Annotated in this window: 13 protein-coding genes; 8 read left to right on the top strand and 5 right to left on the bottom strand. The window is 45.1% G+C overall.

The features are described 5' to 3' along the window. Positions 1-39: 39 nt before the first annotated feature. Positions 40-675: an OmpA family protein gene (locus tag AB4185_RS08520; RefSeq protein ID WP_029235219.1), complete on the bottom strand. Its 636-nt coding sequence runs from the start codon at positions 673-675 to the stop codon at positions 40-42. A gap of 258 nt (positions 676-933) precedes the next feature. Between AB4185_RS08520 and AB4185_RS08515 the strand changes: the two genes are divergently transcribed. From AB4185_RS08515 to AB4185_RS08490, 6 genes are all read left to right on the top strand, one after another. Beyond that, entirely contained in the window at positions 934-1,560 is a 627-nt protein-coding gene (locus tag AB4185_RS08515) for a thioredoxin domain-containing protein (protein WP_017062641.1), read from the top strand. A 76-nt stretch (positions 1,561-1,636) separates the two neighbouring features. After that, the gene (locus AB4185_RS08510; protein WP_017062642.1) at positions 1,637-2,110 is read left to right on the top strand and encodes an FKBP-type peptidyl-prolyl cis-trans isomerase; all 474 of its coding nucleotides are present in this window, start codon (positions 1,637-1,639) and stop codon (positions 2,108-2,110) included. A gap of 180 nt (positions 2,111-2,290) precedes the next feature. Beyond that, a complete protein-coding gene (locus AB4185_RS08505) occupies positions 2,291-2,881 on the top strand; it encodes a TetR/AcrR family transcriptional regulator (RefSeq protein WP_029405009.1) in 591 nt (196 codons plus the stop codon). 138 nt (positions 2,882-3,019) lie between these two features. Further along, positions 3,020-4,051, top strand: a complete 1,032-nt coding sequence (locus tag AB4185_RS08500) for an NADP-dependent oxidoreductase (protein ID WP_017078296.1) — start codon at positions 3,020-3,022, stop codon at positions 4,049-4,051. A gap of 37 nt (positions 4,052-4,088) precedes the next feature. Then, entirely contained in the window at positions 4,089-4,709 is a 621-nt protein-coding gene (locus tag AB4185_RS08495; protein WP_004731417.1) for a glutathione S-transferase family protein, read from the top strand. 151 nt (positions 4,710-4,860) lie between these two features. Continuing rightward, a complete protein-coding gene (locus AB4185_RS08490) occupies positions 4,861-6,543 on the top strand; it encodes a pseudouridine synthase (RefSeq protein ID WP_372135339.1) in 1,683 nt (560 codons plus the stop codon). A gap of 266 nt (positions 6,544-6,809) precedes the next feature. Here the strand turns inward: AB4185_RS08490 and AB4185_RS08485 are convergent, their stop codons facing one another. The 3 genes from AB4185_RS08485 to AB4185_RS08475 all read right to left on the bottom strand — a co-directional run bounded on the left by AB4185_RS08485 (position 6,810) and on the right by AB4185_RS08475 (position 9,224). Continuing rightward, on the bottom strand, positions 6,810-7,103 hold the full coding sequence (locus tag AB4185_RS08485) for a YkgJ family cysteine cluster protein (protein WP_017076090.1): 294 nt from the start codon (positions 7,101-7,103) through the stop codon (positions 6,810-6,812). Between the two features lie 167 nt (positions 7,104-7,270). Beyond that, a complete protein-coding gene (locus tag AB4185_RS08480; protein ID WP_017091846.1) occupies positions 7,271-8,455 on the bottom strand; it encodes a D-alanyl-D-alanine carboxypeptidase family protein in 1,185 nt (394 codons plus the stop codon). Between the two features lie 178 nt (positions 8,456-8,633). Next, positions 8,634-9,224 carry a DUF4136 domain-containing protein gene (locus AB4185_RS08475; RefSeq protein ID WP_372135338.1) on the bottom strand — a complete coding sequence of 197 codons (591 nt, stop codon included), beginning with the start codon at positions 9,222-9,224 and terminating at the stop codon, positions 8,634-8,636. Between the two features lie 268 nt (positions 9,225-9,492). Here AB4185_RS08475 and AB4185_RS08470 point away from each other — a divergent pair, with 268 nt between their 5' ends. After that, on the top strand, positions 9,493-9,747 hold the full coding sequence (locus tag AB4185_RS08470; protein ID WP_010430226.1) for a YgjV family protein: 255 nt from the start codon (positions 9,493-9,495) through the stop codon (positions 9,745-9,747). A 257-nt stretch (positions 9,748-10,004) separates the two neighbouring features. On the opposite strand, the gene AB4185_RS08465 is transcribed toward AB4185_RS08470, so the two are convergent. Further along, positions 10,005-13,163 carry a chitinase C-terminal domain-containing protein gene (locus AB4185_RS08465; RefSeq protein ID WP_372135337.1) on the bottom strand — a complete coding sequence of 1,053 codons (3,159 nt, stop codon included), beginning with the start codon at positions 13,161-13,163 and terminating at the stop codon, positions 10,005-10,007. A 476-nt stretch (positions 13,164-13,639) separates the two neighbouring features. On the opposite strand from AB4185_RS08465, the gene AB4185_RS08460 reads away from it, so the two are divergent. Continuing rightward, a complete protein-coding gene (locus tag AB4185_RS08460) occupies positions 13,640-15,226 on the top strand; it encodes a BCCT family transporter (RefSeq protein WP_372135336.1) in 1,587 nt (528 codons plus the stop codon). The last annotated feature ends 113 nt before the right edge of the window (positions 15,227-15,339 follow it).

The following is a 15,339-nucleotide window of genomic DNA, read 5'->3' as shown; positions in this document are numbered from 1 at the left end:
GCGTTAATCGCTTCAAATTGGGCGCGAAAGTTCAAACGACTACTTCGTGACAATCAGCATCAATTCAACACGGCGGTTACACGCCTTGCCTTGCGCAGAAGCGTTGGTGCAAGCTGGAACATACTCACCGAAGCCACGAGTATAGATGGAACGACTTGATACGTAGTTACTCTCTAATCGAGCCTTCACTTCTTTTGCTCGCTGCTCTGAAAGCGGATCATTGATTCGATCTGTGCCCGTGTTATCGGTGTGCCCTTCAATCACCACATCAATATCTTGGCGTTGAGCAAGGTAGCTGCCTAGCGTATCTAGCCATTGATTATACGCTGGCTCAGGGAATGCTGAACCTGTTTTAAAGTTCACGTGCTGCTCAAGCTTTACCATCACATGGTTACCCGGCAACACTTCAAAATCGATGCGGTTTTGTCTTAAAAAGACTTCCAGTGGGTCGTTAGTCGAAACGCCACGTCCGTAGTTGGTCGTGATGGTTCTGTGTTGATGAGTGCTACTCTGGATAGAGTACCCACGATTGCTTGCTACATGAGTCGTTTGAACCACACCCCATTCAGGATGCATCAAGTCGTAATCGGTTTGTGGTGCAGTCTCTAGCATGTCACCGCCAAGTAAGTCAGTTGGTGACGTGGCTTCACACCCAGCCAAAGCTATGCTTAACATTATCGCTAAATATCTCATTACTTCACCAACCACTCATGCAGATAAACCATTCACTAATGTCTATATCGGCACCGAGGGAAAAACTTTAGACGAAAAGAAAGCAGAACCCCAAAAAGTGCTGTTGATCACAGTTAACCGTCTACTAGCTTGTCTTCAGCCGCTAGTTCGAACTGTTTGCATTTATTTACCTTATAATTGTTTTCCAATTCGTACTAAATAGTTAGAATCTCACGACTTCTCAACGCTAGAGCAAACATTATGTTTAAACCATTTACTAAATTCATCACAGCACTCGCTGCCGTACTCATTATCGCGGGTTGTAGTGAAACAGACGAGCCACAAAAAGGCGTTCAATACGAAGCGCTTCCTACTGCTCTAACAGAATTTAACTTGTCTCCGATCACTGAAATCTTCTCTCTTAACTGTGGTCACTGCCGTCAAATGGAAAGTGCCATTCCAGAGATTGAATCTCTAACAGACCAAACTATTGGCAAGATGCACGTGACGTTCAACGAAAGCGCTCAAATCAGCGCAATGATCTACTACACAGCAGTGATGCAGCTTGATGCGACGCCTGACCACGCATTCATGGACGACCTATTTGGTGCCGTTCAAATGGGTGCAGATGCAACACCTGAGCAGCGTCAACAAGCACTAGAGACAGCGTTTACTTCTCGTGGTTTGGTTAGCCCATACCAGCTGAATAAAGAACAGCAAGTCGCTCTTTTCGACTACGTTAAGCAAGCAGAAGAGATCTCAGTAAAAGGTCAGATCAACTCAGTACCAACCTTTATCATCAACGGTAAATACCAAGTACTAACAGCAGGTCACCAAGACGTTGCTGGCATTGCAAAAACGATCAACTACCTTTTGACTCAACCATAATCACGGCTTTAGTCAACTGATTAACACATTTTGTATTAACTACGAAATTCAGCACTCAATATAAATAGGTTTTACTATGTCTAAATTTGTCATCCCGGTCATTGTCTTTCTTTTGGCGGGTTTCATGATTTACCGTACTTGGACGAATCATAAGTCTGGCGGAGAAAACTTCGAACAAGGCCAACAATTTCTAATTGAAAACGGCACTAAAGAAGGCGTGATTACGACTGAAAGCGGTCTTCAATACCTTGTTCTTGAAGAAGGTACAGGCACAGAGCACCCAACTAAGAACAGCAAAGTAACGGTTCACTACCACGGTACGCTAATCGACGGCACTGTTTTCGACAGCTCTGTTGAGCGCGGCGAGCCAATCTCATTTGCTCTTAAGCAAGTAATTAAAGGCTGGCAAGAAGGTTTGACTTACATGGTTGAAGGCCAAAAAGTTCGTCTATTTATTCCAAGCACTCTAGCTTACGGTAAAGGCGGTTCAGGCCCTATCCCACCATCATCGACTCTGATTTTTGATGTAGAACTCATCTCTATCAAATAATCGAAGTTACTGATTTAAGCCCCAACATACGCGCTATGTCGGGGCTTTTTTATATCTGAACATTTGAAGCCTCTTTAGATATTTAGCTATTTAGCTATTTAGCTACTGTAACAACGACCAAATATACCCTCGAAAACCGATCACTAGACGACTGGTCTAATTTAATTTATAGTACTGCCCATGAACGAAAAAACGAATGACACACGCCTGCATGTTTTAGATGTTGGCTACCAATTAATAGTGAACAACGGCTTTAACGGCGTTGGCTTATCACAATTGCTTAAAGAAGCGGACGTGCCGAAAGGGTCGTTTTACCACTACTTTAAATCGAAAGAGCAATTTGGCGAGGCTCTGATCCAACACTATTTTGAGACCTACATCAGCAGGGTTGAAACTATTTTGGTTCATGGTGAAGGCAACCATTACCAGCGAATTATCAGTTATTTCACTCGATGGTCACAGATTGAAAACGGTACCTGTAACGCTCATAAATGCTTAGTCGTTAAGCTCAGTGCTGAAGTTTCTGATCTTTCTGATCCTATGCGTCAAGCCTTACTAAAAGGAGCTGAAAAAGTGACCTCTACGATACAACACTGTGTTGCTGGTGGTATTGAAGATGGCTCCATTAAAGTTGAAGACAGCCATGAAACCGCTCAAAATCTATATTCTATGTGGTTGGGCGCAAGTTTGTTAAGCAAACTAAGCCAGAGCTCAAGCAGCTTAGAATCAGCTTTAAACCTAACCCAACAGATTTTAAAAGGTAAAAACTAACCACGTACTGTGTTTAGTCTTTATTGACGACAGATAACCCGCCCTCTTATCAATTTGATGACGGCGGGATTTTTAGATAACAAGACTAGACGACTGGTCTAATTCCAAATGAACATAATATAAAATTAAGGATATCCAATGACTCAACAAGACAATCGCCGCATCGTATTGGCTTCTCGCCCAATTGGCGCACCGACTCAAGATAACTTCCGTTTAGAGTCAGTAGCCGCACCAACAATTAAAGACGGCGAGATGTTACTTCGCTCAGTTTATCTTTCTCTAGACCCATACATGCGTGGTCGTATGAGCGATGCTAAATCTTACGCAGACCCAGTTGCGATTGATGAAGTGATGGTTGGTGCAACCGTATGTCAGGTTGAAGAATCAAACCACGCTGATTACGAAGTTGGCGAATGGGTACTGGCTTACACAGGTTGGCAAGATCTTGGTGTGTCTAACGGTGAAGGCCTAATCAAACTCGGAAAAGAACCAACGCACCCTTCTTACGCGCTTGGCATCATGGGTATGCCTGGCTTTACCGCTTACATGGGCTTGCTTGATATCGGCCAACCTAAAGAAGGCGACACGCTAGTCGTTGCAGCAGCAACAGGTGCAGTAGGCGCAACCGTTGGACAAATCGGCAAACTAAAAGGCTGTCGTGTTATCGGCGTTGCTGGTGGTCAAGAGAAGTGTCAGTACGCGAAAGACGTGCTTGGCTTTGACGAATGTATCGACCACAAAGCTGACGACTTCGCGGAGCAACTGGCTAAAGCATGTGACAACGGCATCGACGTTTATTTTGAAAACGTTGGCGGCAAGGTTTTCGATGCCGTAATGCCATTGCTTAACACCGGTGCTCGTATTCCTGTATGTGGCCTTATCTCTCAATACAATGCGACATCACTGCCTGAAGGCCCGGATCGCATATCTAGCCTGATGGGTACGCTGCTGGTCAAGCGTATTAAGATGCAAGGCTTCATTATCTTTGATGACTACGCGCACCGTTATAACGAGTTTGCTGTTCAAATGACCGAATGGTTGTCTCAAGGCAAGATGCACTATCGTGAGCACCTAATTGAAGGTCTAGACGAGGCGCCACAAGCATTCATGGGTCTATTAGAAGGCCAAAACTTCGGTAAGCTTGTTATCAAAACAAACGAAGCTAAATAAATTCAAAACTGAACCCGCTAGTTAACTAGGTAGAATCATGATTACTTTACATCACCTGAATAAATCACGCTCAAAGCGCATCATCTGGCTGTTGGAAGAGCTTGGGGTAGATTACCAGATCAAACCATACCAACGAGACAGTGTCACTTTTCTTGCACCACCAGAGCTTAAGTCCGTTCACCCATTGGGTAAATCTCCTGTCATTGAAGACGATGGCATCGTGATCACTGAATCAGGCGCTATCACGGAATACCTAATCGACAAATACGGTCAGGGTAAGTTCGCACCAACACGCGGCACAGCTGACTACGTAGAATATTCACAGTGGCTACATTTTGCTGAGAGTTCAGGTATTTTGCCGATGCTGCTTAAAATCTTTGTGATGAAAGACGGTTGTGAGACTAATTTCCTTGGCGGCTACGCTGACGATGAAAACCAAAAGATCTTAACTTACGTGAATAATGCACTTGAAGGTAAAACCTACTTGGTTGCAGACACACTAACAGGTGCCGATTTCATGATGTCGTTCATCGTAGAAATCGTTGGTAACTTTGGTGCAACTGCGCTTTACCCTAACATTGCTAAATACGGTAAGCTTTTGGCTGACCACCCTGCTTACCAAAAAGCAGAGCAAGTAGAGCTAGAACACTCGAACTGATCGAGTTTCAATCAAGCTAGGACGCACTTAGGATAAGCACAAGCAACTAAATGAAGCCAAAGCCGATTTATCTTTCGCTTTGGCTTCTCATTTGCCTTCATTTCGACAACAATACCGAACTCTAACTGAACAGCCATAGAGTTTGATCTTCATGTCAGCAAACCTTGCTCAATACACACCACTGCACGCTTTAAACCAATCAGCGAACCAAGATTTATCGCTACCCACTCGATTTACGTTTCCGTATTACTATACCCCGCACCCTACGTGTGAATTAGCTATGCTGCAGCTTCAACAGTCGCTCACCGACTGTGGTGTAAACGAAACCTCGCAAGGTAATCTCTACGCTGTTCTTCTTGTTCAGGATCCAACAACTCAAGAGCTAGGGTACCTTTCTGCATTTTCAGGTTTGCAGTTAGATCCGTCTTTGGCCTCTCAGTTAAACAACATTAACTTTGTTCTACCAGCCTTCGATTCAGAACAGTTTCAATCTCACAATAGTGCAAACCTCGCTCACCAATCACAACTAGCGGATGACATTAAGAAGCTACAACAATCGCACAACCTAGACGTATTAGTGGCTGAGCTTGAAGAGTTAACAGTCGAATCAGCACAAGCTATCGAAGCCTTTCAGTTGGCGATGACCGCGAATAAAGCTCAACGTAGCGAACTCAGAGAGCAAGCCAATCAAGAAAAGGCATTGGGGAATCTAGAGTCAGCGGCGAATTTGCTCAAACAACTGGGCAATCAAAGTAGCCAAGAGAAACGCGACCTAAAAGCGCTTCGTATCGAATGGAAGCAAAAGATCGCAGAGCGCCAATCACAAGTTGATTTGATCGAAAGCGAACTGAAAAACCGTAAGCAAGACCACCAAGCCATTTCAGAACAGTTGGAAACTCAACGTCTCTCTCACTATCGCTTTATCAATCAAGCTCTCGAATCAAAGAGCCTACTTGAATTGTTAGATGGCAAAGACGCTCTTGAAGGCTCTGGCGACTGTTCCCTGCCCAAGCTGCTTAACTTTGCTTTTGAACACGGGTTTAAGCCATTAGCTTTGTCTGAGTTTTGGTGGGGATTACCTCCAACAGCTGTCATTCGCCAGCACGGAAACCTATACCCTGTTTGCCAAAGCAAAAGCTTCGAGATCCTCGACCACCAGCTAAGTGATATTGAATTAGAGGATAATCCGCTTATCGTGAATCCTGCTGTAGGTAAGTCTTTTGATATTGTCTATGAAGACGACGAGATCGTGGTGGTGAATAAACCCGAGGAGTTCTTGTCGGTTCCTGGTAAGTTTATCGAAGACTCGGTTTATACACGCATTAAAGCGCGTTACCCGAATGCGACAGGGCCTTTGATCATCCATAGATTAGACATGTCGACGTCAGGCTTGTTGATCTTGGCGCTCACGGCGGAGTCAAACAAGCACATTCAGAAGCAATTCATTGATAGAACCGTCGAGAAACGATACACCGCTCTGTTAGATGGTGAAATCGACGGTAAATCTGGCGATATCAGCCTGCCTTTGCGCGGTGACATAACAGACAGACCAAGACAACTGGTTTGCCATGAACACGGCCGAAACGCAGACACCTATTGGCAAGCTATTGGCACTCATAATGGCAAAACCAAGGTTCATCTGTATCCGAAAACAGGCCGTACCCATCAGCTGCGTGTGCATTGTGCTCACCCATTAGGGCTTGGTGTACCGATTCGTGGTGACGACTTATACGGATACAAACGCGAACGACTTCACCTTCATGCTGGCTACTTAAAACTGATTCACCCAACAACCGGTGAATGGATGGAATTTGAAGTGCCTTCTGAGTTTTAAGCTGTTCTTATCGTGCTAAAACTATTAGCGCGATAAAACGATTACCGCTATGAAACTATTACCGCGCTAAAATTTTTGTCCCATTAAAACTTTTTCTCGTTAAAGCTCTTATTTCGTTTAACTTATTGTTTCGTTGAGTTTTTATCTCATTAAACGCATCAGGGTTCTAAATCTGCTTGAGATATAGAACCCTGAAGTTTAATTTTTTATGTGCTTATCACAGGCCGGTAGCGTACTTTCGTTACTAGCTTCAATGTTGCAGACGCCTACCCCATAACATCTGTGCGTTGTTCCACACACTCGTAAGAGCCCATTTCGAACTCACGGCAGATCCAAGGTCGGTTTTCGTAAATAGTACACATCAGTGTTTCTCTATCTACCGCAGAGCACCAACCGTCATCTAAGCGCAGCATGGTTTCGCCGCCCCACTCGTCATAAGCAATATGCTCTTCAGGAACGCCGGTATCTGTGATGATCATAACCTCTAAACGACAACAGCATGCCTGACAATTGGCACAAGTTACTTCAGGTTCGGTTACGTTCTTTATCTCTATGGTCATAAGTGACTACACTGCTAAATTTTGCGTATAGTAATCGAAACCGTCCGCTACGGCTAATAAAGAAAGTAGATGACGGTGTTTTCATGGATGTAGAAATAACAATGGGCGTTGTGATTTGCTCACAACGCCCATTAAGTTTTCTCGTTTTAGCTGAATAACGACCCTATTTAGAATAGGCTCGCGAAAAACAACTTAACGTAATCCATCAGACGTTTGAATATTCCACCTTGTTCAACAGCCTCTAGCGCAATCAATGGCTGAGTTTGCACATCTTCACCATCGACTGTGTAATGAACCACACCTAGTGTTTGACCTTCTGCAATCGGTGCCTTCAACTCAGAATCAAGTTCAATCGATGCCGTTAGCTTTTTACTGTCTGACTTAGGTAGTGTGATAAACGTGTCTTCTGCAACACCCAGCTTCAATGTATCTTTAGCACCAAACCATACCTTCTCTTCAGCGACTTCATCTCCACCCTGATGCGGGTTTAGAGTATCGAAGAAACGGAAGCCATAGCTCAACAACTGTTTGCTGTCTGACTCACGGCTCTTAACGCTTGATGCGCCCATAACAACCGCGATAAGTCTCATCTCACCTTGTGTCGCCGAACTCGCTAAACTGTAGCCAGCGCCAGAGGTATAGCCCGTCTTCATGCCATCAACCGTCAAGCTTCTATCACGCAGTAAGCCATTACGGTTGTGTTGTGTGATGCCGTTGTAACTGAAAGAGCGTTCGCTGTATAAGCCATAAACATCCGGTAAATCACGAATAATCGCACGACCTAGTAGTGCAATATCGTAAGGAGTCGAATAAAGATCGTCAGCGTCTAAACCATGCGCGTTCGCAAAATGGGTGTTTTCTAATTTCAGAGACGTGGCCCAAGAGTTCATAAGATCCACAAATGCATCTTGTGAGCCCGCAACGTGTTCCGCAATCGCTACACTCGCATCGTTACCTGATTGAATAATCAGTCCGCGGTAAAGGTCCATCATTGCTACATCGGTGTTCACTTCGATGAACATTTTTGAAGAGTCAGGGAAGTTCTTCGCCCACGCGTTCTCGCTGATTCGTACCTGATCGTCAGCAGAGATGTTGCCTCGCTGCATCTCTTGCCCAGCCACATAGCTAGTCATCAGTTTGGTCAAACTCGCAGGGTTTAACTTAGTGTGTGCGTTTTTTTCTACCAGCACATCACCAGAATTAAAATCAATTAACACATACCCTTTTGCGCCTAGGCTAGGTGGGCTTGGTACTATAGAAGGTGCTGCGATAGCTGCATTACTTACCATCGCTGCGTTACTTACAATGAATATACTTAATAGAGGGAGAGAGTATTTGGAAAACAGTTTCATTGAATCAAACCTAAGTTAACGTTTTGAGCAGTATAGACAAATGCTAGCAAAAGAAGCGCGAACTTTACGTTGCTTTACGTATTTGTACCATTCGTTACAAATAAAAAAGTATAATCTGCGATCTGACCATATTTTCAACAACTAATATTGACTCAACGAATGCATCCAACGCCTAATTCTATCGCTCAGGCATGCGTCTAAATAACATTTCAACAAAGCCAGTAATACGCTGTTTGCTCTCGCTTGGCTCTAAATCAGGTTGAATGCCAGACTGTGCTAATGCTTGCCATTGTACGACCTGAGAGTTAGGTACGAAAAAAGCAATGTACAGCGATCCTTTCTCGGCGACCTTTCCGTCACCATCATAAAATGGCACCCCCGTTGAAAGCTTAATCGCATCGAAAATCGAGTCATCATTTAACTCTGATTCTTCGGCCAATCCAAAACCGACAACAACATCACCAACTGCACCATTTTGATTCAGTTGATAACCTTTCGTAGCGAGTTGATCTTCAATCGCATCACGCACTAGATCGGTTACTACGGTCTCATCGTATTTTTGAGAAAGGTAAACCTGCTCTGATTCAGGGTGCCACGAGTACGTCGTTACTCCGTTTTCCATGAACTCAAAATCACCGCTGGTGACCACACCATAATTGTGCGTTGGCGGCATTTCTTGTGTGGTACATGCTGTCAGTCCAATCGCTATCAAAGCCAACAACGCTGTTTTTTTTATGCTTTTTGTTGCACAAATGGATCGTTTTATCATTCGCGGCTTCCTTACCTATATAAGAATAAATATCAATTAACCTCCCAACATAAATAGTAATTATGTTAATAGAAAGGTCATTAAACGTTTGCGTAATCGCTAACCTTCACTTCTGCCCGTTTTGGGGGTTTAATCACAAAAACAGAGTTGGTATAGTCTACCTCGTTAAACATAACCAGACCATTCGAGGCACGGAGCTTCCTCAATCATCTCATGAAGAGAAGAATTGGTACCGACAAAGTATCGGCAAATTTAAGAGGGTCAAACAATGGAATTCAATATGGTTGAAATTTTAGGTTACGCGGCATCTATTATGGTCGCAATTTCATTAACAATGAAAGATATCGTTCGTCTGCGTGTCCTTAACTTTATTGGCTGTACTCTCTTTACAGCATACGGCGTTATGATTGACGCATGGCCAGTGGTCGCGACCAACGGTTTCATCGCTTGTGTAAACATCTACTTCCTTGCAAAAATGCAAAAGGAAAAAAAAACGGAAGCGATGAAAGCAGCGAAAGCTTAAATTAGCGATTAGCATTTCAAATATTTCTGAAAAAGCCCAAATAGAGCGGATCTATTTGGGCTTTTTTATATCTGTTATTCCTCTACACGCTCACTACCTTCTACTTTTTCACCGTTCGGACATAGCGGGCGTAAAACATAGTAAGACCATGAATAAAAAACGCCGAACAGGATTGAGTTCGGCGTTTGACTCTACGTTAAGTGGTTTGTTTAAGGAGGTGGGGATAGAAAGCTCTCACCTCTATCAACAAATCAATACTATGAACACACTTTGGTCCAGCTACCGTCACTGCCCGGCTCAGAACTTGTCCACCAGTTTGCTTGGTAAATACTGCCGTTGTGAACCACTTGGTCACCTGTGTTTGCATGGCTTGGATTACCCGCCCAATCTTTCTGAGGTAAGTCTGGGTAAACCGCTAAACCAGCTGTATCACATGTACCTGGGTTTGTGCCACCATCGCCAGGGTTACCGCCACCCGAACTGATATCACCTAATGGTAGGTCTGGTTGCTCAAAGCTAAAGGCATAATCGACACCATTCACGCTTACTGCATAGTTAGCAGGGCCTGAGATTGGCAAGTAATACACCATATCTAGCTCATACACACCACCAGCTGGAAGCTCTTCCCATGTAGGCAACGTAAACGCCACTCGGTGCATGGTTCCATCTAGTCCACCGATGTTATCCGCGCGAGTATGACCTGAAGCAATCACGGTCAAACCACCACCCGATTGATCTTTCGCGTTATCAGGTGCAGATACTGGGATATCGAATTGGAACTCAGTTCCACCCGGAAGAGCTTGCCCTGTGTTGTTCGTGAACGTGATCTTAGGGTTGATTGGGTAGTTTTGGTCACCGACTTTGAAGCCACCAACCGATACCGCGATATCTAGCGCTTCTGTTGGAATAGCACCCGTCGCTACTTTGTTTCCATATGGTGTTGCAGACTTAAACTTATCGTAGATAGCTTTCGTCATGGTGTTACCCATGTGGAACTCACCGTTACCGCTGTTACACGCTTGCTCAGTCGTATCGATAGAGCTTCGGTTGCCATTCGCATCGAGAACATAACAGTTATAATCCCCTGCTAGTTCCCAGAACATAATGCCGCCGATCTCTTTGTCGATAACGTAGTCCGCTTTCACGTCGATAGACTGTTTATCTTCTGTTGAAAGGAATACGCCCTTCTCTGCGTTCCACAACCAAGGGGCAACCGCCACACTGTCGTAGTTTCTCGTGTAAGTGCCCGTTAGAACATCTGAAGGATCATTCACAGGATCAAGCTTGTAAGCTTCAGCGTAAGAGCCCCAAATACCCTTCTCTAGGTTCTTCGCGTGCCACATAGGGTTAGAACCCGCGCCCATTTCGTTACCTTTTGGATCGGTATCGTGCCACATGTTGTCGATACCAATAGCGCCATGGCCACAGTTGTTTTTCTCGCCTTCACCCGTACCCGCTGAACATTCAGATTGGTTTGGCAGTGCTGCTCGGCCCCAAAGACCATTCTCACCACCCGTTACGCCTTGCCAACCACGAGTGTAGTAAGGCACACCGATGTTAATACGGCCTGCTGGCATAGAACCACGGAAGTAATGGTAAGCCCAATCCGTGTTCAGATAACCAATACCACCGTAAGCCGCCGTGTCGTATACGTTCCACTGCGCTAGCTCTGAATCTTTACCCGTATCAAACAAGGCTGCGTTATGACCTACGTGATCGTTCCACGCACCGTGAAGGTCGTAAGACATGATGTTTACGTAATCGAGGTACTTGGTTACATCGAATGTTTCCATACCGCGTAATAGGTAACCAGAAGAAGGCGCTGCGATCGTTAACATGTAGTGATTGCCATCTTGCGCAGACGCCGCATCGAGCTTCTCACGTAGCACTTTCATCAACACTTGGTACGAAGCCCACAGGTATTGACGACGTGGTTCCATGAAGTCTTTGTCGTATGGATTACCGGCACCCGCCATTGAGGTTGGGTATTCGTAATCGATATCTAGACCATCGAACTGGTACTTACGCAGCATTTCGACCGCTGAAGTCGCGAATGTTTCGATACCTTGATGGTTGATAGAACCATCAGCATTGGTCGTCATGGTGTAGAAACCACCATCAGCCACACGGCTGCCATCAGTCGCGAAGTGACCACCTGTTTCAGCCCAACCACCGATTGAGATTAACGTTTTCACGCCGTGTTTTTTCTTCGCTGTCGCTAATGCACCGAAGTGACCTTTGAAGCCTAATGCCGGATCAACTTCCACACCCGGCCACTCTTTACCAACCGCTGCGTTATTTGGATCGTTTACATCACCGACGTTTACTTTGCCATCTGAACCGATGCTCACGAAAGCGTAGTTAATGTGTGTGAGTTGTTCCCAAGGAATATCATTTACTAGGTAAGCAGCTTGTGGGTCATCCCCTGCACGCCAACTTGTGAAGTAACCAATGACACGACGGGGATGGTCTGCGCCCATTTTCTCACGGCCTTCATCATCGTAAATTGTACAGTAAGGAACATCGACACCTTGAGTTTGATATAAGCCATCAGGGCGACATGTGCTCACTGTTGGAGCGCCGTTCACGGTCAAAGATGCCAACGCAGAATCTGCAGTCGCACCTTGGTCGTCTGTTGCTTTCGCGTAAACCGCTAAAGAACCCGCTTGAGTTGTTGTGTAATCTAACGTGTAAGGGCTCGTTGCAGCAGTGCCCACAAGAGCACCCGCTACGTAGAAATCAACCTTATCAACCGTGCCATCGCTATCTGCTGCCGTTGCTGTCAGTGTGACTACACCACCAACATCAACAGATGTCACTGAAAGTGCAACTGAAACTGTCGGTGCTTCATTCCCTGGTTGTGCTGAATCAACAGAAACAGAAACCGCACTTGCAACACTTGCTGCGCCTTCATTATCCGTTGCAACAACAGAAACCTGATGATTACCCGACGTTGCAGCCCAAGTCGCTTCGAAAGGTGCCGCTGTGACTACCGCAACAGATGCGCCATCAACAAAGAACTCAACCGAAGCCACACTGCCATCAGAATCTAGTGCTGTTGCACTCAATACAACATTATCGCCTTCAGTAATCACGTCAGAAGCAGAGGGTGCCGTTAATGAAGCCGTTGGTACTTCATTTGGCGTACCGCCACCACTACACACATCAATCTTTTTCCATTGTGCATAGTCACCCTCAAATTGGCTCGGGTTGTTATTTTGATTCCAGTAATTCGCTGAGTACGCGCTGCCGTCATGTGAAACCTGATCACCACCGGTGTACACCGTGGCGGAATCCCACGCTTCTAACGTTGAACAATCCACAGCCGCGTAGCTGTTGAACGCCATTAAGCATGACGCGGTGAGAGTACTGAGTGTAAAAACCTTCTTGGCCACTCTTCCTTGGTTTAGGTGCATGTTAGCTGTCCCTTAAGTTATTGTTTCAAGATGCTTAATTTAAGTGTCATATTTCTCATCACTTAAATCTCTTCGCAAAACAACTGTAGGTAACAGTGCCAATTTAACACCTAAAATATTCGATATTTATAAAATGACTCGCATTAATTTGTTTATAGCATGCAATGAGTCGACACTTATTTTGCACGAACAACTAATATTAAATTTATTTCGGTACGCTAAAAAATATCGCCTAATTCGTATCCTTAATTACAAAACTCTATTCATATCTGCTTTATTTGTTCGTTCTGAAATTTCGTTTTAAAACTAACCAAAAGGGATTGATTTCGCCGTAGAACTGATTTCTTTTCTAAATTTGCCCACTTTTTCTTAACAATTGTGGTAGTATCGCGGATTTTTTTGACGAATCTCACATTTCCAATGCAAGTGTGGGAGAAATACATAGGCTCGAAAGAGCCAAATATAGCGAAGAAATAATGTCCAACTTGACGCAAGTCGCCAACGAAAACATCAACGCAGAATCTACTTCTATCGATTTCAATAAAGCTCAATCTTTGGGTGAAAAACTGGAACTCGGAAACCCAGTCTTTTGGCTTAGTGGCAGTTTTTTAACCCTCTTTGTCATCCTAGCCTTCACCAACACCTCCGTGTTGTCCGAACTTGTAAACATCGGCTTTAGTTATTCAACTAAGTGGTTCGGTGCTTTCTGGCAAGTCCTACTACTTCTCAACTTCATTATCGGTTTAGTGCTTGCACTAGGTCGCACCGGCCACGTTCGCTTAGGAACGCTTGCCCTACCTGAAATGACCACCTTTAAATGGATGTCTATCGTCCTATGTACGCTGCTAGCCGGCGGTGGTGTGTTCTGGGCAGCCGCAGAGCCTATCGCTCACTTTGTTTCAGCTCCGCCACTGTATGGCAACGCAGATCCTCAAGCGATGGCGTTCAATGCTCTATCACAATCTTTCATGCACTGGGGTTTCCTTGCATGGGCAATCTTAGGTGGTTTGTCTTCCATCGTGTTAATGCACTTGCATTACGACAAAGGCCTTCCTCTTAAGCCTCGCACTCTGCTTTACCCAGTACTTGGCGACAAAGCGATTAACAGTTGGGTTGGTAACGTTGTCGACGCATGCAGCATCGTGGCTGTAGCCGCAGGTACTATCGGCCCTATCGGCTTCCTTGGCCTACAAATCAGCTACGCACTGAGCGAACTATTTGGCATTTCAGACAGCTTTGCAACTCAAAGTGTTGTTATTATCTTTGCTATCGCAATGTACACGCTTTCTGCTTTGAGCGGCGTGAACAAAGGTATCCAACTGGTAAGCCGTTACAACATCATCTTGTCTGTGTGTCTAATCGGCTACATCCTTCTTGTTGGCCCAACGAGCTTCATCGTTGATGGCTACCTGCAGGGTATGGGCGAAATGGTTGATAACTTCATCCCAATGGCGCTATACCGCCAAGATACAGCATGGCTAGGTGGCTGGACTGTGTTCTTCTGGGGTTGGTTCTTAGGTTATGGCCCAATGATGGCGATCTTCATTGCTCGTATCTCACGTGGCCGTACTATTCGCCAAATGATCGTTTCTATTAGCATCGTTGCACCGCTTGTAACGTGTTTCTGGTTCAGCATCGTTGGTGGTAGTGGTCTAGCGTTTGAATTAGAGAGCCCAGGTGTGATTTCTAGTGCGTTCGAAGGCTTCAACCTTCCGGCGGTTCTTCTAGCAATTACCGCGCAACTGCCGTTCCCAACTCTGATTGCAATTCTGTTCCTGATCCTGACGACCACGTTCATCGTGACAACAGGTGACTCAATGACTTACACCATCAGTGTGGTAATGACGGGTACGACAGAGCCAAACGCAGCGGTACGTACCTTCTGGGGTATCATCATGGGTGCGGTAGCGATCACACTTATCTCGATGGGTTCAGGCGGCATCTCCGCTCTACAGTCGTTCATTGTAATCACAGCGGTTCCGGTATCGTTTATCTTGCTCCCGTGTCTATGGCACGCGCCGAAGATCGCGAAGCAGATGGCAAGAGATCAAGGTATCGCTTAATACCTGACCCGATTTAGTTTCGGGTAGCGTAGAACACTAAAAAGCCACTCAAGTGATTCACCTGAGTGGCTTTGTTTTATCTGTTCGTTACTTCTATCTACGAAGCTTATTTC

This window comes from Vibrio sp. 10N.286.48.F5, assembly GCF_041469785.1.
Classification (GTDB): domain Bacteria; phylum Pseudomonadota; class Gammaproteobacteria; order Enterobacterales; family Vibrionaceae; genus Vibrio; species Vibrio crassostreae_C.
Note: the sequence above shows the minus strand (reverse complement) of the source record. Positions and strands in the feature narration are given on the sequence as shown.

Coding starts and splice junctions, on each gene's coding strand:
- AB4185_RS08520 (WP_029235219.1), bottom strand. CDS start 675: ATGTTAAGCATAGCTTTGGCTGGGTGTGAAGCCACGTCACCAACTGAC.
- AB4185_RS08515 (WP_017062641.1), top strand. CDS start 934: ATGTTTAAACCATTTACTAAATTCATCACAGCACTCGCTGCCGTACTC.
- AB4185_RS08510 (WP_017062642.1), top strand. CDS start 1,637: ATGTCTAAATTTGTCATCCCGGTCATTGTCTTTCTTTTGGCGGGTTTC.
- AB4185_RS08505 (WP_029405009.1), top strand. CDS start 2,291: ATGAACGAAAAAACGAATGACACACGCCTGCATGTTTTAGATGTTGGC.
- AB4185_RS08500 (WP_017078296.1), top strand. CDS start 3,020: ATGACTCAACAAGACAATCGCCGCATCGTATTGGCTTCTCGCCCAATT.
- AB4185_RS08495 (WP_004731417.1), top strand. CDS start 4,089: ATGATTACTTTACATCACCTGAATAAATCACGCTCAAAGCGCATCATC.
- AB4185_RS08490 (WP_372135339.1), top strand. CDS start 4,861: ATGTCAGCAAACCTTGCTCAATACACACCACTGCACGCTTTAAACCAA.
- AB4185_RS08485 (WP_017076090.1), bottom strand. CDS start 7,103: ATGACCATAGAGATAAAGAACGTAACCGAACCTGAAGTAACTTGTGCC.
- AB4185_RS08480 (WP_017091846.1), bottom strand. CDS start 8,455: ATGAAACTGTTTTCCAAATACTCTCTCCCTCTATTAAGTATATTCATT.
- AB4185_RS08475 (WP_372135338.1), bottom strand. CDS start 9,224: ATGATAAAACGATCCATTTGTGCAACAAAAAGCATAAAAAAAACAGCG.
- AB4185_RS08470 (WP_010430226.1), top strand. CDS start 9,493: ATGGAATTCAATATGGTTGAAATTTTAGGTTACGCGGCATCTATTATG.
- AB4185_RS08465 (WP_372135337.1), bottom strand. CDS start 13,163: ATGCACCTAAACCAAGGAAGAGTGGCCAAGAAGGTTTTTACACTCAGT.
- AB4185_RS08460 (WP_372135336.1), top strand. CDS start 13,640: ATGTCCAACTTGACGCAAGTCGCCAACGAAAACATCAACGCAGAATCT.